The organism is Deinococcus misasensis DSM 22328 (assembly GCF_000745915.1).
In the GTDB taxonomy this organism is placed as follows: Bacteria; Deinococcota; Deinococci; order Deinococcales; family Deinococcaceae; genus Deinococcus_C; species Deinococcus_C misasensis.
The window spans coordinates 1-18,046 of sequence record NZ_JQKG01000017.1 but is presented as its reverse complement, the minus strand read 5'-3'; the positions used below and the strand labels follow the sequence as shown (position 1 = coordinate 18,046).

At 54.7% G+C, this 18,046-nt stretch carries 19 protein-coding genes; 11 read left to right on the top strand and 8 right to left on the bottom strand.

Annotated features, from left to right (window positions below; translation table 11 throughout):
• The first annotated feature begins 145 nt into the window (after positions 1 to 145).
• From gnd to Q371_RS12550, 5 genes are all read left to right on the top strand, one after another.
• A complete protein-coding gene (gnd, locus tag Q371_RS12570; RefSeq protein WP_084571410.1) occupies positions 146 to 1,057 on the top strand; it encodes a phosphogluconate dehydrogenase (NAD(+)-dependent, decarboxylating) in 912 nt (303 codons plus the stop codon).
• A complete protein-coding gene (zwf, locus tag Q371_RS12565) occupies positions 1,050 to 2,552 on the top strand; it encodes a glucose-6-phosphate dehydrogenase (RefSeq protein ID WP_051964234.1) in 1,503 nt (500 codons plus the stop codon). Before gnd ends, zwf begins: the two co-directional genes overlap by 8 nt.
• Before the next feature lie 8 nt (positions 2,553 to 2,560).
• A complete protein-coding gene (locus tag Q371_RS12560; RefSeq protein WP_034341146.1) occupies positions 2,561 to 3,487 on the top strand; it encodes a glucose-6-phosphate dehydrogenase assembly protein OpcA in 927 nt (308 codons plus the stop codon).
• 109 nt (positions 3,488 to 3,596) lie between these two features.
• A complete protein-coding gene (pgl, locus tag Q371_RS12555; protein ID WP_034341144.1) occupies positions 3,597 to 4,259 on the top strand; it encodes a 6-phosphogluconolactonase in 663 nt (220 codons plus the stop codon).
• Between the two features lie 243 nt (positions 4,260 to 4,502).
• Complete coding sequence (locus Q371_RS12550) at positions 4,503 to 5,543, top strand: peptidase C39 family protein (RefSeq protein ID WP_034341142.1); 1,041 nt, start codon at positions 4,503 to 4,505, stop codon at positions 5,541 to 5,543.
• A 2-nt stretch (positions 5,544 to 5,545) separates the two neighbouring features.
• Here the strand turns inward: Q371_RS12550 and Q371_RS12545 are convergent, their stop codons facing one another.
• The 3 genes from Q371_RS12545 to Q371_RS12535 all read right to left on the bottom strand — a co-directional run bounded on the left by Q371_RS12545 (position 5,546) and on the right by Q371_RS12535 (position 7,988).
• Complete coding sequence (locus tag Q371_RS12545) at positions 5,546 to 6,607, bottom strand: endonuclease/exonuclease/phosphatase family protein (protein WP_034341139.1); 1,062 nt, start codon at positions 6,605 to 6,607, stop codon at positions 5,546 to 5,548.
• Positions 6,608 to 6,796: 189 nt separating this feature from the next.
• Positions 6,797 to 7,546, bottom strand: coding sequence for a hypothetical protein (locus Q371_RS12540; protein ID WP_034341138.1), 750 nt, complete (start codon positions 7,544 to 7,546; stop codon positions 6,797 to 6,799).
• On the bottom strand, positions 7,539 to 7,988 hold the full coding sequence (locus Q371_RS12535; RefSeq protein WP_245618327.1) for a riboflavin biosynthesis intermediates N-glycosidase: 450 nt from the start codon (positions 7,986 to 7,988) through the stop codon (positions 7,539 to 7,541). The genes Q371_RS12540 and Q371_RS12535 overlap by 8 nt, the downstream gene beginning before the upstream one ends.
• A 199-nt stretch (positions 7,989 to 8,187) precedes the next feature.
• Between Q371_RS12535 and Q371_RS12530 the strand changes: the two genes are divergently transcribed.
• Positions 8,188 to 8,982, top strand: a complete 795-nt coding sequence (locus Q371_RS12530) for an SDR family NAD(P)-dependent oxidoreductase (RefSeq protein ID WP_034341136.1) — start codon at positions 8,188 to 8,190, stop codon at positions 8,980 to 8,982.
• Between the two features lie 57 nt (positions 8,983 to 9,039).
• Entirely contained in the window at positions 9,040 to 9,675 is a 636-nt protein-coding gene (locus tag Q371_RS12525; RefSeq protein ID WP_157442690.1) for a hypothetical protein, read from the top strand.
• Positions 9,676 to 9,722: 47 nt separating this feature from the next.
• Here the strand turns inward: Q371_RS12525 and Q371_RS12520 are convergent, their stop codons facing one another.
• The gene (locus tag Q371_RS12520; protein WP_034341132.1) at positions 9,723 to 11,096 is read right to left on the bottom strand and encodes a nicotinate phosphoribosyltransferase; all 1,374 of its coding nucleotides are present in this window, start codon (positions 11,094 to 11,096) and stop codon (positions 9,723 to 9,725) included.
• A 106-nt stretch (positions 11,097 to 11,202) separates the two neighbouring features.
• Between Q371_RS12520 and Q371_RS12515 the strand changes: the two genes are divergently transcribed.
• Positions 11,203 to 11,511: a hypothetical protein gene (locus Q371_RS12515; protein WP_034341129.1), complete on the top strand. Its 309-nt coding sequence runs from the start codon at positions 11,203 to 11,205 to the stop codon at positions 11,509 to 11,511.
• 107 nt (positions 11,512 to 11,618) lie between these two features.
• Here Q371_RS12515 and Q371_RS12510 read toward each other — a convergent pair whose 3' ends face one another.
• Together Q371_RS12510 and Q371_RS12505 are read right to left on the bottom strand one after the other, a co-directional pair.
• Positions 11,619 to 12,620 carry an ADP-ribosylglycohydrolase family protein gene (locus Q371_RS12510; RefSeq protein ID WP_034341126.1) on the bottom strand — a complete coding sequence of 334 codons (1,002 nt, stop codon included), beginning with the start codon at positions 12,618 to 12,620 and terminating at the stop codon, positions 11,619 to 11,621.
• Positions 12,621 to 12,936: 316 nt separating this feature from the next.
• A complete protein-coding gene (locus Q371_RS12505; RefSeq protein WP_051964232.1) occupies positions 12,937 to 13,962 on the bottom strand; it encodes a bifunctional nicotinamide-nucleotide adenylyltransferase/Nudix hydroxylase in 1,026 nt (341 codons plus the stop codon).
• Between the two features lie 118 nt (positions 13,963 to 14,080).
• Between Q371_RS12505 and Q371_RS12500 the strand changes: the two genes are divergently transcribed.
• The 3 genes from Q371_RS12500 to Q371_RS12490 all read left to right on the top strand — a co-directional run bounded on the left by Q371_RS12500 (position 14,081) and on the right by Q371_RS12490 (position 16,837).
• Positions 14,081 to 15,364, top strand: coding sequence for an alpha/beta fold hydrolase (locus tag Q371_RS12500; RefSeq protein ID WP_034341120.1), 1,284 nt, complete (start codon positions 14,081 to 14,083; stop codon positions 15,362 to 15,364).
• On the top strand, positions 15,357 to 15,881 hold the full coding sequence (locus Q371_RS25740) for a PadR family transcriptional regulator (protein WP_051964229.1): 525 nt from the start codon (positions 15,357 to 15,359) through the stop codon (positions 15,879 to 15,881). Before Q371_RS12500 ends, Q371_RS25740 begins: the two co-directional genes overlap by 8 nt.
• Positions 15,882 to 15,982: 101 nt before the next feature.
• Positions 15,983 to 16,837, top strand: coding sequence for a DUF4350 domain-containing protein (locus Q371_RS12490; RefSeq protein ID WP_051964227.1), 855 nt, complete (start codon positions 15,983 to 15,985; stop codon positions 16,835 to 16,837).
• Positions 16,838 to 16,895: 58 nt separating this feature from the next.
• Here Q371_RS12490 and trhO read toward each other — a convergent pair whose 3' ends face one another.
• Both trhO and Q371_RS12480 read right to left on the bottom strand, forming a co-directional pair.
• Positions 16,896 to 17,669 (bottom strand): oxygen-dependent tRNA uridine(34) hydroxylase TrhO, encoded by a 774-nt coding sequence (trhO, locus tag Q371_RS12485; protein ID WP_084571408.1) that lies wholly within the window; start codon positions 17,667 to 17,669, stop codon positions 16,896 to 16,898.
• Between the two features lie 72 nt (positions 17,670 to 17,741).
• On the bottom strand, positions 17,742 to 18,046 hold a 305-nt coding region (locus Q371_RS12480), incomplete at its 5' end, for an ISAs1 family transposase (protein ID WP_034341117.1).

Here is an 18,046-nt window from a genome sequence, read left to right as displayed (position 1 = left end):
AGGATGGGTCCTGCTCAAAGCTTTTGCCAGAGCTTTTAGAGCCCTCGGCCCTTGGCTCTCAGCCCTCGGCCTCTAAAGTGTTTCATATACACAAATACGAAATTCGCACATTGCTTTTTGACCCTCAGGGTTTATCATCAATGTCATGAAAATGGGTTTGATTGGTTTGGGGAAAATGGGCGGAAACATGGCCACCCGCCTCATTCGTGCTGGACACGAAATTGTAGGATTTGACTTGAGCGAAGAAAACCGTCAGAAAGCTGCAGAACAGGGCGCAGAGGTGGTCACCTCTCTGGACGACCTGATTGCAGCCCTCCCAGAGCGCAAAGTGGTCTGGGTGATGGTGCCCCACGGCAAACCCACCGAAAGCACACTGGCGGGCTTGCTGGACAGGCTTTCTGAAAATGACATTGTGATTGATGGGGGCAACTCCAACTACCAGGACAGCATCAAACGCGGCGAAACCTTCAGGGAGAAAGGGCTGTTCTTTCTGGATGCCGGAACCTCTGGAGGGATCTGGGGTCTGGAAGAAGGGTACTGCCTGATGATCGGCGGAGACACCGAACCCGTGGTGCATGTCAGCCCGATTTTTGCCGCTCTGGCACCCAATCCCAAAGGTTGGCTACACGTCGGACCGACAGGCTCGGGGCATTTTGTCAAAATGGTCCACAACGGCATTGAGTACGGCATGATGCAAGCCTACGCCGAAGGTCTCGAACTGATGCGCGCCAAAGAAGAATTCGGGCTGAACATCGCCAACATCACAGAACTGTGGAGGCATGGCAGCGTGGTGAGAAGCTGGCTTCTGGACCTCACCGCCGAATACCTCAAGAACGACCCCGAGCTGAAAGACCTCTCTGATTATGTTTCCGACTCGGGAGAGGGCCGCTGGACGGTGATCGATTCCATTCAGGAAGGTGTTCCGGCACCAGTGATCACCCTCAGCGTGCAGATGCGCCTGCGCAGCCAGCAAGACCAGTCTTACGCTGGAAAAGTGCTGTCTGCAATGCGCAATGCCTTTGGCGGGCACGCAGTGAAAAAGGTGAGTGATGAGTAATCCATTTCGTGAAGGCATGCGCAGACGCAGAACCCCCGACGCCTGCGTGCTGGTGATTTTCGGTGTGGGCGATTTGACCCAGCGCAAACTGCTTCCTGCCCTGTACCGTCTGGCCATGGAAGGCGAACTGAACCCCAACTTCTCCATTGTGGGCGTGGGTCGCCGCGACTGGTCCGATGAGGGCTTCCGTGAATTCGCCGAAGACAGCGTGAAAACCAGCAAAGAAACCGGCGAGTTTGACCAGCAAACCTGGGACGGCTTTGAAGAAGGCCTGTTCTTTGTGGGTGGCCCTTTCGACCAGAGTGAAACCTTCAGAAAGCTGAAGGAAAAGCTGGACGAGGTGGCCCGCCAACGGGACACCGGTGGCAACGTGGTGTTTTACCTTGCCACCCCTCCCAGTGTGTTTGCCCCCATCGCTGAACTGCTGGGAGAGCAGGGTCTGCAAGAAGAAGGAAGCAGCTTCTGGCGCCGTCTGGTGATCGAAAAGCCTTTCGGTGTGGACCTCGAAAGCGCCCGTGCCCTGAACGCCCACATCCACAAGACCTGGGAAGAGCACCAGATTTACCGCATCGACCACTACCTCGGCAAAGAGACCGTGCAGAACCTGATGGCCATGCGTTTTGGCAACGTGATCTTCGAGCCCCTCTGGAACCGCCAGTACATCGAGCACATCCAGATCACCGCTTCTGAGGACCTCGGGATGGAAGGGCGCGGGGCTTACTACGAAGAAGCCGGAATCATGCGCGACATGCTGCAAAACCACCTGATGCAGATGTTCTCTCTGGTGGCGATGGAACCCCCCGCCAACTTTGATGCCAACGCCATCCGTGACGAAAAAGTGAAGGTGCTGAAAAGCATCACCCCCATTCCCAAAGAGCGCGTGGCCGAATTTGCCGTGCGTGGCCAGTACGGCAAAGGCACCCTGTACGGCGAAAATGTCGCAGGTTACCGCGAAGAAAAAGGGGTCCATCCAGAGTCCGTCACGCCCACCTACGTGGCCCTGAAGCTGGAAGTGAACAACTGGCGCTGGCAGGGAGTTCCTTTCTTCCTGCGCACCGCCAAACGCCTGCCCAAGAAAGTCACCGAGATTGCTGTGGTGTTCAAAAATCCCCCCTCAGACATCTTCCCCAACAAGGCAGAGCGCAATGTGCTGGCGATCCGCATCCAGCCCGATGAAGGCATGAGCCTGAAATTCAACTCCAAAGTGCCCGGTCAGGACAACTACCTGCGCGAAGTGGTGATGGATTTCAAATACGACGCCTTCGGACAGCTGACCACCACCCCTTATGGCCGCCTCCTGCTGGACAGCATGCTTGGCGATGCCACCCTGTTCCCCCGCGAAGACGAAGTGGAGTTGGCCTGGCAACTGGTGGACGGCATTCTGGAAGCCTGGAAAGCCCCTGCCCCAGAGTTCCCCAACTACAAAGCCGGAACCTGGGGACCAGACGCTGCCGACCAACTGATTGGTCCCAACCGCCGCTGGCGGAGACTGTGAGGTAACCCATGTACGGTCCTGTAACCACCGATGTCAGACAGGCACCGAAAGCGCTGGAGAAACTCTGGGCGCAAACCAATCAGGAATTCCGCACCCACACCGGAAACATCGTGGTCATCACCGAACTGGACTTGCAGGACAATGTGCTGACCGCCCTTTCTGAACTGAACGCCCGGCATGCCAAACGGCAGATCGTGGGCATCATTGACCCCAATCAGGAAGGGGTGCGCGTCGAGGTCAGCCTGTTTGACCAGATGGGCCGCTACATCGAACGTCTGGTGATGTACGGCCACGAGGAGCACCTGACCGGGGCCATCCTGCCCCTTTTGCAACCCGGCGTGCAAACCTACGTCTGGTGGGGCACCTACCGCAACCCCAACGCCGAACTGTTGAACGAACTGGCAGAACTGGCCGATCTGGTGATTGCAGACACCGTGACCCTCAACCTGTCTCAGGATGCCCGTTACGACCTGACCGACCTGAACTGGGCCAGAACCCTCAGTTGGCGTGAAATCACCGCCCAGCTTTTCGAAGCTCCAGAGGCCGCCGCCCTGCTGAACAAAATCGAAAAACTGGACGTGTACTACGCCGAAGGTCGCCGCAGAGATGTGATTGCCCGCCTTTATCTCGGGTGGTTTGCCTCCAGGCTGGGCTGGCAGGACCTTTCTAAGATCACCCTGCATCCAGAGCCTGCCGATGGACGGGGCAACGGGGAAATTCTGGGCTTTGACATCAAAGCAGACAGTGCCACCCTGAGCGCCCGGGCCCTGAACACCGACTGCGTGGATGTGAACATCAGCCTGTCTTCCGGCACCCACCACAACACCCTGCACCAGCCCACCCGTTCCATTGCTGCCCTGCTGGGTTACGTGCTGGACGGTCAGGAAGATCCCAGTGTGTTTGAGGAGTCCTTGAGGAACGCCAAGGCTTACTGAACCTCCCCCATCCCCTCCTCACTGTCGCTTTCCTCCCCCATTGGGGAATTTTACCCCTCCTCGCTGTCGCTTTCCTCCCCCAATGGGGGAGGATTTTCAAGGAGCAAGCATGCAATACCGTGTTTCCAGCACCCCACAAGAACTCGGGCAAGACGCTGCCCGGACTTTTGTTGAACTGTACCAGCAAGCCGTTTCCGAAAGGGGCGTGTTCACCGTGGCCCTCTCTGGAGGGAGCACACCGGTGCACCTTTATAAAGCCCTGTCCCAGACCCGTCTGGACTGGTCCAGAGTGCGTTTCTACTTCAGCGATGAACGCACCGTGCCAGCAGACCACAAAGACAGCAACCACAAAACCGCCAAGGACCACTTCTTTGATGTGGTGGGCATTGCTCCAGAGCACGTCTTTCGCATGGAAGGCGAACTGGATCCTCAGGAAGCTGCCAGCCGTTATGCAGCTGTGCTGCCTGAGCGTCTGGACCTCTGCTACCTCGGAATGGGCGACGATGGCCACACCGCCAGCCTGTTCCCAGACACCGAAGCCCTGCACAGCTCTGGTCGGGTGGTGGCCAATTTCGTGCCCAAACTGAACACCTGGCGCATCACCTTCACGTTTGAAGAAATCAACCGTTCCAGGAACATCCACATTCTTGCCACCGGAAGCAACAAAAAAGAAGTGCTGCTGGAAGTCAAAAACCACAGCGGCAAGCACCCCATCGAACAGGTGGAAAATCCGGTGTGGTATGTGGATGGGGCGATTGCTGAATTGCTTTGAAGGTTAGGGCTGCGCCCTGCCGAGGGTCGAGAGCATAGAGCCGAGAGCATCGTGTGATACGTATAAAAAATGGTCGAGGGGATCTGTAGGGGCGCAGTGCTGCGCCCTTCATCGCTTCAGCCAAAGCTTTTTTGCCTTCTGCTTTCTGCCAAGGGCGAGGCATGCCTCGCCCCTACATTGGCCCTGTGCCCTCGGCCTTCTTACCAAAACCCCCTCCCCTTCCCTTACACTCAGCGCAGGACCATGAACCTGAAAACCCTGCCTTTGTTTCTGTTGCTGACCCTCATGACTGCACACGCCAAAACCACCTTAAACACCTTCACCCCCCAGAGCTTCCAGAGCAGCACCCTGAAGCAAGTTCAGGCCAGCCCTGTCTTGAAACTCTCTGGAAAAGCCATGAACGGGACTCTGGAGTCTGCCGAGATCACCGTGCCAGAGTTTGACACCCTGATCCTCTCGTGGAATGGTCGGGCACCTGTGGGCAGCCAGATCACGCTGGAAGCAAGGGTTTTCACGCAGGGACACTGGAGCAGGTATTACACCCTTGGCATCTGGTCTGAAGATGACCGGGTGAGGAAAAGTGTGAATGGGCAGAAGGATGCAGATGCCCGGGTCCTGACCGACACCCTCAAGCTTTCAGCAAAAGGCAGCAAGTACCAGTACCGGGTGACCCTGCAGTCGAGTGCCTCCAACCTGACCCCAGAGCTGCGGAACGTCACGGTGATGACCTCCTCTGCTTCCAAGATGCCTGCTTACACCCCCAACAAAACGGTATGGGGCAAAGTGCTGGATGTGCCTGTGCGCTCCCAGATGATTTATCCCAACGGTGGAGAAGCGTGGTGCAGTCCCACCAGCACCAGCATGGTCATGAAGTATTACGGTCTGGACCTGACGGTGCCCGAGGCTGCCCGCAAAACCTTTGATCCTGTTTATGACGGCAGTGGAAACTGGGTGTTCAACACCGCTCTGGCTGGGCAGTATGGCCTCAATGCTTATGTGACCCGTCTGGAACACCTCGGAGAGGCAGAGAATTGGATTGCTCAGGGGGTTCCAGTGATCATCAGTGTGGGATGGAAGAAAGGCGAGTTGCCCAATGCACCTTTGCCCCAATCTGCAGGTCACCTGATGGTGGTGGTGGGTTTTGACAAAAGCGGCAATGTGGTGGTCAACGACCCAGCAGGAAAAGACAACACACAGGTTCGGCGCACTTACCAGAGAGCCACTCTAGAAAAGCTGTGGGTGGAGCACTCTGGAGGAACGGCTTACATCATTCAGAAGCCCTAAACTTACTGCACCTGAAATTCCGCCACCAGAGGCAGATGGTCCGAAATCTTCAGGGTGTCTTCGTTCCTGATGCGGTGGTCCAGCACCTTCAATCCTTTGCCGTAAAAGAAATAATCGATGGTGCGGTCCGGGCCTTTCGCCAGAGGATCGTTGGGATAATGGGTAAACCACTGCTCTGGACGGGCTGCCGCTTCTTGCAAAGAAGGCATGCTGCTGTAGATTTCCAGAATCTGCTTCAGCTCGGTTTGTGGGTTGTAATAGGCCTGATGCTCTGGAGGCAGTCGGTCACGGGATGCCTGATCGGGAAGCAAATTGAAGTCTCCACCAATCAAAACACGGTCGCCAGCACCCTGAAGCACCGCTCTGGTTTTCAGGACCTGTTTCTCCATGGCATCGGTGCCCTGTGCAAAAGCGTCCAAATGGGTGTTCATGATGTGGATGGGTTCGCCCCCTTCCACAGGAAGCACCACTTCCAGAATGGCCCGTCTGAAATTGAACGCCTGTGTGACCGGATCGGCGGGAATCAGGGGCAACTGGTGACGGACAGCCTCCGACATCTGGTGTCTGGAGAAGGTCACCACTTTCATGCCCACGGCACCCATGATTTTGGGATGGGGCACAAAAGCGGCTTTCCAGTAGTAACTGCTGGCAACACACGGATAATTCAGACGCTCTGCAAGGAGTTGCTGTTGGTCCTGAAAATCGGTGCGCTTGGCCCCCACATCCACTTCTTGCAGCAGCACCACATCGGGATTTTCGGCTTTGATGACCCGCACCACTTCGTCGAGGGTCTGGGCGATGGCTTCTTTTGAAGGGCGGACATCCGGGCCACTGCCGTCCAGCAGGTCATAAAAGAACACATAACCTTTGCCTGCCAGATACTGGATGTTCCAGTTCAGCACCTTGAATTTCTGTCCAGCCTTGAGGGGTTTGGCCTCGGGAGAGCAGGAAACGGTTTCCTCTTGCCGTTCTTTCGGATGGTAAGTCAGGGCGTACACCACTCCAGCCAGAGCAGCAATCACCACGCCCAGTCCCAGCAGGACACGCAGCACCAGTTTTGACATTTGGATGAATTATACCCGGTTCAATTCAAAACAGAAAGCAGGACCAGAGCGGAAAAGCCTGCCTTCCTCTGGTCCTTGATGGAATGGCGTGTTTTCCTGCGTTGACCTGCGTTGATCAGTGAAAAGAGAGGATTCGTCTGAACCCTCCCTTTTCAAAAAGCCATTTCCAGAGACAACTTCTTCAAGGCGTTATTGCACTTTGCGGAAAATGCCCTGGGTCATGCGGTCTTCAGAGGTCCATTTCAGGTACTCCGTCCAGCCTTGCTGCTTTTGCCATGGGGTCAACAGCTTCGTAGGGATGGAGTTGGGACGGTATTTGTATTGAATCCAGACCTTTTCTTGCGCAGGGTCCAGTTTCAACAGGCCGTTTTCTATCTTGAGGATGTTGTACACAAAGAAACTGTGGTTCTTGCCATCGATGCTCTTTGTGTTCACAAAGGCCGTGTGCAGGATCTGATTCTGCCCATTTCTGCGAATCAAGGCAGATGGGTTGAAGCTCAAAGAATCGATGGCTGAAAGCTGGTAAGTCTCTCCATCTGAGATGGCAAAAACCACCACCGAGCGTTCCGATCCCAGACCATTGCCGCCCCACAGCAGGGTCACGATCACATCGGTGCGGTTGTCACCATTCAGGTCGGTTTGATAAGCCTCACCCAGAAAGTGAGGGATCAGGTCCATCTGTACTGAAAGCTGAATGCCTCTGGGCAGGTCCAGCAGCACCTCTGGGGAAAGGTCAAAGTCCTCTGGATTTTGCAGGTTCTGGGTCACTTTGACCCTGGAGCAAGAAAGGACCGTTTGGAGTTCGGTGGGTTGGCTTCTCTGGCAGGTTTCCACTGGAATTCGGCTGGCCTTGGGAAAAGGATGGTAATTCTCCAGCAGGGATTGGGCATGTGCAGCGCCCAGCAAAGTGACAACAAGAAGGGTCAGATGTTTACGCATGGGTTTCTTTCAACTCCTGCCTGACCTGCATGAGCAGGATCCCGAGGCGGTTTTTTCCAGAGCCGTCTCCCCCATCGGCCCAGTAAAAGTCGTTGGCGGTGTGTTCAATGAGTTCGGCGTCTCCAGTGGCAAGCAAGGCAGCTTTCAGGTCGTCATGCTGGGTGAACTTGGCACGCAAGGCCTCCAGCATGATCTGTTCTTTGACCTCTTCCCAATCTTTGCGGAGGGGCTTTTTGCGGTCCCGTCCGGCTTCAGCGGCTTTCATGGGGCTTTCGATCAGTCGAATTTTTTCTTCGTGTTCGGTGCCTGCAAATTTCTGGGCCTGAAAGTAGTGCTCTGTCGTGCGCCAGCTTTTTCCTTTTAAAAAGATCCGGTGGGCACTGAAATTGCTCATGTACCCGTGTTCTTCCTGTGTTCGATAAAACAAAATGCGGTTCATCATGCCTCCAAGGTCCAGAGTAAAACCTCCTCTGGCAGCTTGAATCCGTATCTTTGCTTACGCCACTGGCACACCAGATCGAAATCCAAGTTGACAACTGACCAACAGTCATTTATTATATGACCATCGGTCAGTTAAGCTGGCAGCATCCTCAAAAACCATTCACACACCCAGAGCACCCCCTCTGGCAAAGGAGCAAACCATGAACAGCCTCAAACCCACTGCACTGATCACCGGAGCCTCTGGCGGACTGGGCTTCGACTTTGCACAATTGCTGGCGCAGGACGGGCACAACTTGATTCTGGTGGCCCGCAGCACCTCAAAACTGCAAAACATTGCACAGGAGCTTTCCAGAAAACACGGCATCAAAGTGGAAACCATCGCTCAGGACCTCTCCAGAATCGGAGCAGGGCAGGAACTCTGGAACACCCTGCAACAAAAAGGCTTGCAGGTGGATGTGCTGGTCAACAATGCCGGGTTTGCTTCCTACGGCAAATTTCTGGACCTTCCCTTGCATGAACAGCTCAACATGATGGACCTGAACATGCGCACTCTGGTGGAACTGACCGGCCTGTTCACCCCAGAGATGGTCAAGCGAGGCAAAGGTCGGGTGCTGAATGTCGCCTCGACGGCAGCTTTTTTGCCCGGTCCCTTGATGGCGGTTTACTACGCCAGCAAAGCTTTTGTGCTGTCTTTTGGCGAAGCCCTCTCCAACGAATTGGAAGGCACCGGAGTCACCGTAACCACCCTCTGCCCCGGCCCTTTTGCCAGTGGCTTCCAATCCAGAGCCGCCATGCAGGACTCCAAAATCGTGCAGGGCAAGAAACTGCCCACCTCTCTGGAAGTGGCCGAATTTGGTTTTGCAGCCATGAAAAAAGGTGAACCTGTGGCCATTCATGGGGTGTCCAACTACCTGACCGCGCAGGCCCCGCGTTTCCTGCCCAGAACTCTGGTGACCCGCATGGTCAGGAGTGCTCAGGACCGCAAACCGGCTTGATAAAATCAGGTCATGTGGTTCTGGAACACATCCAAAAAACCGACTCAGAATGTACGCTTGGAAAGCATTTCTTTGCCTGAAGACCTCTGGACCTTGAGGATCGAAAAGCCGGGGCAGAAAGTCTGGAGCAATGCTCAGGGAGATGCACGGTCTTTGAATTTTTTCAATGTTGTTCCTGATCTGGCTGCAAATCTGATTCCTGAAAACCTGCACATCCTGCGCAACGATTTCCGCAGCAAAATTCCTGCAGGGGAAGGGGGACTGGTGTCTCTGGATCTGGTCAACATTCAAAACATCTCAGCACTTCAAATCATCATCAAAGTGCGAATTGAACAGATTCGTGGCTTCATGTATGCAGGGTCATGCCTGATTCCCAGAGCAGATTTCAGCCATGTGATCCGTTTTGAGTGCATTGAAAGGTCTCCCACAGGGCTGCGGGAAGCCATGGTCATGATGGTCAACAAACAATTCACAGGAAACCTCGAAACAGGCAAAATCATCGGCTGGAACAGGGATCCCTACGATCCCGCTTTCGATGAAACCGCCATGTACAACTTTGCCGATGAAGAAATCCACGATGCTCAATTTCCAGACCATCCCCTCACCCGAGTGCGCCAACATATGCGCACCCTGTCCCAAAGCATCGTGTTTGACCCTCTGGTTCTGAAATCCAAACCCTTCCAGAAAAAGTAAAACCACATCCCCTTACAGAGAATGTGGTTGAGATGCCCTGATGGATCTTATCTGGCGCGGATGTCTTGCAGAGCCTCATCAATGAGCAGTTCACCATTGCGGTACACCACCCTGAGCAGGCTGTCTTCGCTGTACTTGCCAAATTCTTTGCCTTGCAGGGTTTCAAATTTGCCGTTGCGTTTCACCAGATCAAGGATGCCGTCTTTCGAGCGTTTGCCGGGATCGGTGACGGGGTCTTTGTAAATCGGCTGGTATTTGCCGTCGATGATGCCTGCGCTGGCTTTGTAGGCAAATTTCTGGGTGTCACGGTTGACCATTTGCAGCAAAGCCCCACCCATCCCGAAAGCCACGTTGGTGGCGCTGTATCCCTCTCCGAGGAGAACAGCCAGAATTTCGCGGATGCTGTCTTCGTTGATGCCGTCTCCCTGAATGACCCGCACGGCATTCAGCACCTTGAATCCTTTGCTGTTGATGGTGTGCCCGAACTTGGCGTCCAGAGCCCGCACGGTCATGCGCACCATGGCGGCAGGATCACCTGAGTCAGGACGGATCACCACGGTGGCTCCGCTTTCCAGAATTTCATCGCGCAGGGTGGTGCCCCAGTGCTCGTTGATGGCTTTCTTCAGGTCGTAAGAGTCGCTGACGATGGCCACGGTTTTGCCGGGTTTGGCAAACTGCACCAGCATGTTGCGGTAGGCGTCCACCTCGTGCTCTTTGCCCCAACTGGTGATGCTGGAGTGTTCGGCAGCAGGGATGCTGAAACCGGGCATGGGGGTGTTGTAAAACTTGCGGCCAAACATCAGGGCGGCCACGGTGTCGGTGCCCATGAAGTTGGTGAGGTGGGCCAGACCCCCAATGCCTGCGCTTTCCTGACTGCTGACCCCTCTGGAACCAAAGTCGTGGAGTTTGAAGGCAATTTCGGATTCGGGATCGTCGCTGCTTTTTTCGAGGGCTTCCCGGATGATTTGTTTGAGGTAGTAGGACTGGGTAGCCACCGTGGTGGGGTACCAGACGCGCATCAGCAGGGTTTCAAACCAGCTGACCAGCCAGTAGCACTCGGGGTCGGTGTTGACCACGCCCATCAGGATGTTGTGGGTGGGCACCACGGTTCCCTCTGGCACAGCACGCACTTCCAGAGGCAGTTTGCCCCCGTGGGCCTCCACAATGTGCATCCAGCCCGCGTAATTGAAAGGTTCGCCGTGGGATTCGAAGATTTCTCTGGCCTCCTCCACCATTTCACGGGTGACAGGGGTGGTCAGGTAACGCTTGATCAGGTACTGCAAACCGAAGAAACGGGTGTAGGGGTATTTTCCGCCTCTGGACTCCAGATAGGAGTGGATGTACTGGGTTTTGGGAGGGTACTGAAGGTAGTGGCTGGCTTTGTAGGAATCGGTGTCAATGATGATGTTGTCAAAGTTCATGGTGGATCTCCTTGTTGAGGAACACTTCTTTCTTGTTCTCATAATCCAATTTTCTATTATGAGTTTGGTGAGATTTTGTCAAAAAGGTTATTCTGTAGAGCAAAGTATGGCTTACACCCTGCACATCACAGGCAAAAATGCTGCAATCTTGCAGGAGGATTTTCTTGACTTTCTGGCCCAGCATCCAGAGTTTCAGCCCATGAAACCTCAGCTTCACAATCCCAAAACAGCAGAACTGCTGACTTTGCCAGACCTTCTGATGGTTCAATGCCATGGACTGGTGTTTGCACTGGTGAGAGGAAAAATTTCTTTTCAACCCCGCAATTTGGAAGAAGACCTGAGGGTCGCTCAAGCACTGGCCACTGCTCTGGATGCCCGCATTGTGGGCGATGAAGGAGAAGAGTATGGACTCTGAAAAAAACAGCGAGATCAAACTCGCCTTGATCTCGCTTTTCACTGTCTACTGTGAACTGTAAACTTGCACCACCATGTTTTTTTGCTGATGGCTGACGGCTGATTGCTCTAAACCAACACCTCATGCTTCAGGGGCAAAGCACGGGCCAGACGCTCCAACTCTGCACGGTATTCGATGCGCTCGAACCAGTCTGATGGGAAACCCCCATCCCCCAGATACGCCCCGAGGAAACTTCCGGTCAGGCAGGCAATCGAGTCGCTGTCTCCGCTGGACACTGCAGCCCGTTTGAGGGCCTCTCTGGGGTTCTCTGGATGCAGCAAGAAGCAGTACAGCCCTGTTGCCAGAGCCTCTTCAGCAATCCAGCCGGGACCCGTGAGCAAGCAGGGATCGGTGTCAAAATCGGGGTTTTTCAGGGCCTCTTTGACCCGCAAGAGGGCATCCATGGTTTCACGCCAGCCTCTGGCAATGAAATAAGCGGCGGCAGGGTGCTGGGACTCTTCCCAGAGGTCTCCCAGCCAGTCCTGATGGTACATGCCCAGCTGGGCCTCGGCGTAGTCCAGCAACGTTTGCAGCAAGCGCTCTGGGGCAATGCCGTGCATCAGGAAGTACACGGCTTGCGCGGTGGCATCGCTGGCAGCCAGAGCGGTGGGGTGCCCGTGGGTCAGGGCTGCCTGAAACTGGGCGAGTCCAGCTCGGGTTTCGATGGGCAGGTTGAGGAGGCCCACCGGAGCCACCCGCATGTTCGCCCCACATCCCTTGGACCCCATCTCGGTGGCTTTGATCCAGGGCAAGCCCTGTTCAAGCTTTTCACAGGCCCGCATGCAGGTCATGCCAGGTGCCCGAGTGTTCTCTTCGGAGTTGGACCATTCAATGAATTCTTTGCGCAAAATGGGCTCCAGCGTGGCCACATCAAAACGCTCTGTTTGCACCAATGCGCGCGAAACTGCCAGAGCCATCTGGGTGTCGTCTGAAACGGTGATGCTTTTCAGATCCTGCGGGCCGTCAGGAGGATAAAGTTTCAGGATCTCGGGAACTTTGAGAAATTCGGTGGGATACCCGTAAGCATCTCCAAAAGCCAGTCCATAGAGCACGCCTCGTGCGTTTCCCATATGTACCTCCTTTATCAGGGTGAATCAAAACGTGTGAATGCTGTAGGACAGAAGACCCGGATGTTTAGGCATGCATTTAGGCCGAGGGCTTGTCGTTGTAGGGGCTACGCGTGCGTCGCCCTGAAGCCGAGGGCCGAGAGCATCATGGAATTCGTGGCTGGATCGGTCAAGGAAAACTGTAGGGGCGTAGTGTGCTACGCCCAAGAAGAAAGCTCGAACAACACTCTGTAGGGGCGAGGCATGCCTCGCCCGAAATGCTTTAGCCAAAGCTTTCTTTTGCCCTCGGCCCTTGGCCCTCGGCGAGGCGAAGCCTCCCTCAATTCTTCAACAGAAAATGCTCAATGATGATGTAGTGGTCTTCAAAAAACCACTCTGGATGGGCGAACACATCGGAAATGGGGACCCAGAGCGCCTCTGAAGCATCATCGAGGCCCTGCACTTTGGGCAGTTGTCCGATGCCCAGATCAAAGTGAAAAGCGTGGGTGATGGTGCGGCCCCTGAGGGAACGGGTGGGGTAATCGAAAACCCTCTGGTCTTTGAGGTAGGTTTCGATGTTGTCGATCTGGATGCCGGTTTCTTCGCGGAGTTCGCGGATGCAACTGGTGATCAGTTTTTCGTCGATCTCCAGAAATCCTCCGGGCATGGCGAGTTTGCCTTTGCCAGGGTTGGCTGCACGGCGAATCAGGAGCACGTGTCCGCTTTTGACCACCACAGCATCGGTGGTGACGAAGGTGGGTGGGAACGGGGCAACTTTCCAGAGTTCCTTGTAGGCTTTGATGTCCTGATGCTCCCCTTTGAGGTTCTGGTAGTCCTCGGTTTTCTGGAATTCGGTCAAGAAGCGGGACACCGCACCGGGCACGTTGGCTTTGAGGTTTTCGCTGACCCCCTCTTCGAAGTAGATCTTGCGCAGATCGGTGGAATTGAGGGGGGATTTGACGCGGGTGGGAATGAAGGCCCACTCGGGGAAGGAACGCAGGTAGTAGCTGCTTTCGTCTTTTTCGTGTCCCAAGAGGGCAATGTCGGTGTTGCCTCTGGTGAGGTTGAGCACCCCGGCCTGCACATCTGCGAGCCACATGTTTTCGTTGTAGAAGTAATCCCGGACGTTGGTGAACAGGATTTTGTTCTTGTTGGCCCCGGCGTCCAGCAGGGATTGCAGGATCATCTCCTGACGTTCTTCTGCAGTGAAAGGGTTTTTGGTGTTGCGGGCCGCTCTGGCACTGCCGATCACCACAATCAGCTTGTCTGCTGCTTCCAGACCTTCCAGCATCACTTGCAGGTGGGCGTTGTGGGGGGGCTCAAAGCGTCCGATGAAGACTCCAAAGGTGTATTTGCGTTTGCGCATGGGATCTCCTGTATGTCTCATATTCTACAACATGATTATGAAAACAATGAGCAACGAACACCATCTTGACCTCAATATATCTATAAGATATATTTCTTTTAGATATATAGGAGCAACCATGAATGTGTCAAATGTGGCATCTTCCAAAAAACGCTGGCTGAAGTGGAGCCTCTTGACTGTGGGTGTGATGGCCCTGCTGGGAGCTGGACTGGCGGTCCTGACACGTGACCTGCCCATTCCCAAACCCTCCGGCCCTTATGGAGTGGGATTCACAGAAACAGAACTCCAGACCACCGGAGGAGCATCCTCCAGAGTCCTCGCTCTGGACATCTGGTACCCTGCAAGAACCACCGAAGGGCATGCAGCAGAACCCTACACCACCGCCCTGCTCAACCGGGAAATTGCAAAATCCATGAACCTTCCGGCTGTGCTGGGAACCATCACCCCTTCTTACAGCTTCAGGAATGCACCTGTTCTGGAAGGACAGCACCCTGTGGTGGTGTTCAACCACGGCTTTGCTTCGTTCACACGTCAGAACTTTTCCAACTTTCAGGAGCTGGCCAGCCATGGGTATCTGGTGATTTCCATCGGGCATCCTGGTGATTCTCTGGTGTCCAGAGGGGCACAGGGCCAACCCATTTTGCTGAACTCCCAGAGCCCAGACCATCTGGCCGTCATGGAAGCACAGAAAGACCTGAACGTTTTTCTGGACCACCATGCCAACCTTCTGGAGCAACAACGCACAGCCAGAGATTTCCCGTCCTATCTGCAAGTCAGCCAGCAACTGGCACAGATTGCACCTTTCTTGCAACTGAAGGACCGCATCGACCGCTGGATTCAGGACACCCAAGGGGTGCTGGACGCCCTTCAGACACACCCACAGGGGATCCTTTCACATGCGAATGCCCAACAGGTGGTGCTGATGGGACACTCTCTGGGAGGTGTGGTGACCCAGCATTTTGCACAACATCCCAGTGCAGGAATTCGGGGCATCATCAATCTGGATGCACCTTTCATTCAGCGGGATCAAACGTGGACAGAGATGCAAGTGCCCAGCCTCAATCTGCTGTCCACCCACAACACCATGAAAGGTCGGGACCTGTCTCTGGCACGCACACTGGATCCCCTGTTCCAGCACAGTTCTGCTGGAAGCCATGTGCTTGAATTTCCCAATACGGCACACTACAACTTCACAGATCTCAATCATGTGCAGGCGTTGCGCTTCACACCCATGCTGGGAAAGGTGGATGGTCTGAAAATGGAACGCTGGCTGAACACCGCTGTGTTAACCTTTCTGCAAAGGCTGAATGACCCCCATGACCCTGTGGCATTGCAACAATCTCTTTTGAACGATCCTGAGGTCCATGAGGTGTTCTTCCGCCCGAGGAGAAGCCATGATTGAACACATTGTGCTGGGCTTTCTGATGCACCGCAGCATGACCCTTTACGACATCAAAAAAGGCATGGAGAAATCCACCGAGCATTTCAGCAGTGCCAGCTTTGGAAGCCTGCATCCCACTGTGCAACGCCTTGAAAAACAGGGTTTGATTGAAAGTCAGGAGGAAACCGTCTCTGGACGCAATCGAAAGCGCTACACCCTGACGGAAGCAGGCAGGCAGCATTTCATGGACTGGCTGCAACAAGACATCGAACTGGAAAAAGTCAAAGACAACAGCTTGCTGAAGCTGTTTTTTCTGGGCCACCTGCCTCTAGAAAAGGTGCAACCCCTGATTGCACGTTACTGCGAACATCTGGAGCAGCAAACCCAAATGCTGAAAATTTTGCACGACCAAACCCGTCACATTCCGGTTCCTGAACACCTTGAACGGATCAAGCAACACCAGTTGGCGACTCTGGAGTTTGGCATGGATTATTATGCCTTTGCCCGGGAATGGTACACCCAAAAATTTCTCAGGTGATTCCCTTCAAACACCCGTGAAATCCCTTATACACATCAAAATCCTTTAAATTCTTACAGATTCATGACATGATCACAGTACATCTTTAAACGAGGTACAACATGCAGAAAAAGCACTTCCTGATCGGACTGGCTTTGCTGGTCACCGCCTGTTCCCAGCCTTCCAACGTGACCGAAACCCCAGAGGTGAACCCTCAGGCCAGCAAGGTGGTCCTGTTCGACCTGTCCAAAGCCGAAGACGCTGGAAATGCCGACTGGCGCATTGACGGGGCTTACAGCAACTGGGCAGACAGCCTGAGGAGCCTCGGGTACACCGTTCGGACCATCACCTCTGTGAACAGCAGCACTCTGGCAGGTGCAAGTGTTCTGGTGGTCCCAGAGCCTCAAAACCCCTTTTCCCTGACCGAAAGGGACGCCATTCTGAGCGCCATGAACAGCGGAATGGGTCTGTTCATGATTGCCGACCACCGCATCAGCGACCGCAACAGCAACGGCTGGGATTCTCCAGAGGTTTTCAATGGCTGGGATGGCAGCACCCCATCCTCGGTGTCCAGCACCTACAAATGGAGCCTCGACAGCCAGTACCAGTTCAAATTGAAGTTCAGCTTCAACAGCAGTTACAGCGATCCGGTGTACACCGCCACCCCCCTGACCACCACCCACCCGATCATTCAGGGCAGCACATCAAGCACCACAGACAACGTGAACAGCGCAGGTGTGTATGTGGGCACCAGTGTGGACGTGACCTCGGGCCAGAGCCTGATGGGGGCCAACGGCAAAACCTACCTCGCCACCAGCGGATACGGCTCTGGACGCGTGGTGGCATGGGGCGATTCCAGCACTTTCGCAGACAACACCCTGTCCAATGGCAGCACCGGGCAGTACAACAACTGGGTGAACCTCTCGAATGCCAACCTCGCCCGCAACGTGGTGAAATGGCTGGCCAAAGACCTGTAATTTCGATAAGAACCAACAAGAAATCCCCCGGATGGGGGATTTTTCATACCAGCACCCATCAGAAAGTGGTTTCTTTGACCCCATCACCAAACTGCTCGTTCACATCTTTGAAGGTGAGGTCACCTTCCTGCAAAGCCGGATCCAGCGTCACCCGCTCATCGAAAACGAAGCACTCTCCGACCCATCCGGTTTCCTCTGGGGGATTCAGGAAGTAATTCATGATGCCCCCTTCAAGCTGGTAGACCTCCATCCCGAGGTCCAGCATCCATGCACTGGCTTTCTCACAACGGATGCCACCCGTGCAGAACATGGCGATGCGTTTGCCTTCCCACTCTTTCTGGTGGTCCAGCACGTATTTGGCAAAATCACGGAATTTTTTGACGCCGGGGTTGATGGCCCCTTCAAAAGTGCCAATCCGGGCTTCAAAGTCGTTGCGGTTGTCCAGCAACACCACATCCTCTTGCTGGATCAGGTTCAGCCATTCGGTGGGCGGCACCTGAACACCTGTTTTGGAAACGGCATCCACCTCGGGCATGCCCAGAGGAACAATCTCTGGTTTCTGGCGGATTTTCAGGCGCTTGAAAGGCATGTGGCTGGCCTGTGTGCGCTTGGGTTGCAAGGTGGCAAAACGGGCATCCTGATGAAGCACATCCCAGAAAGCTTCAAGGTTTGAGCGTTCTCCGGCCAGCATGCCGTTGATGCCTTCTTCGGCAATCAGGATGCTGCCCAGCAGGTGCAATTGGGTGCACAGTTCGGTGAGTTCAGAGACCAGCAGGGCTGGGTCTTCGACTTTCACGAACCGGTAAAACGAGTCATGGCACAGGTCTAACACAAGTTTTTATTTTAGCAGAGGGGGAAGGCCGAGAGCCGAGAGCCGAGAGCCGAGACGCAGGGGTGACGCACGTTAAGGCTGAAGGAGAAGCATCAGGAGGGTGGAGCGAAACTCATCACTCAACGCAGCTCGTTTCCTCTTGCGCTTCATTCCCCCTTTGGACGGTTCGCGATTCAGCAGATTCAACGCCATGTGCCGCAACACCGCTAGATTTTCTGGCCCATGATCCTTCGCATAACGGTGATCATCTTCCCCAAACACCACATCCAACATCCAGTGCAGCTTGTTTTCCACCTCCCAGTGCTGACGAACCGCTGCCAAGATCTGTTCAGGTCTACCTGCAAGGCTGCTCAGGTAAAAACGTCTCTCATGGCTGG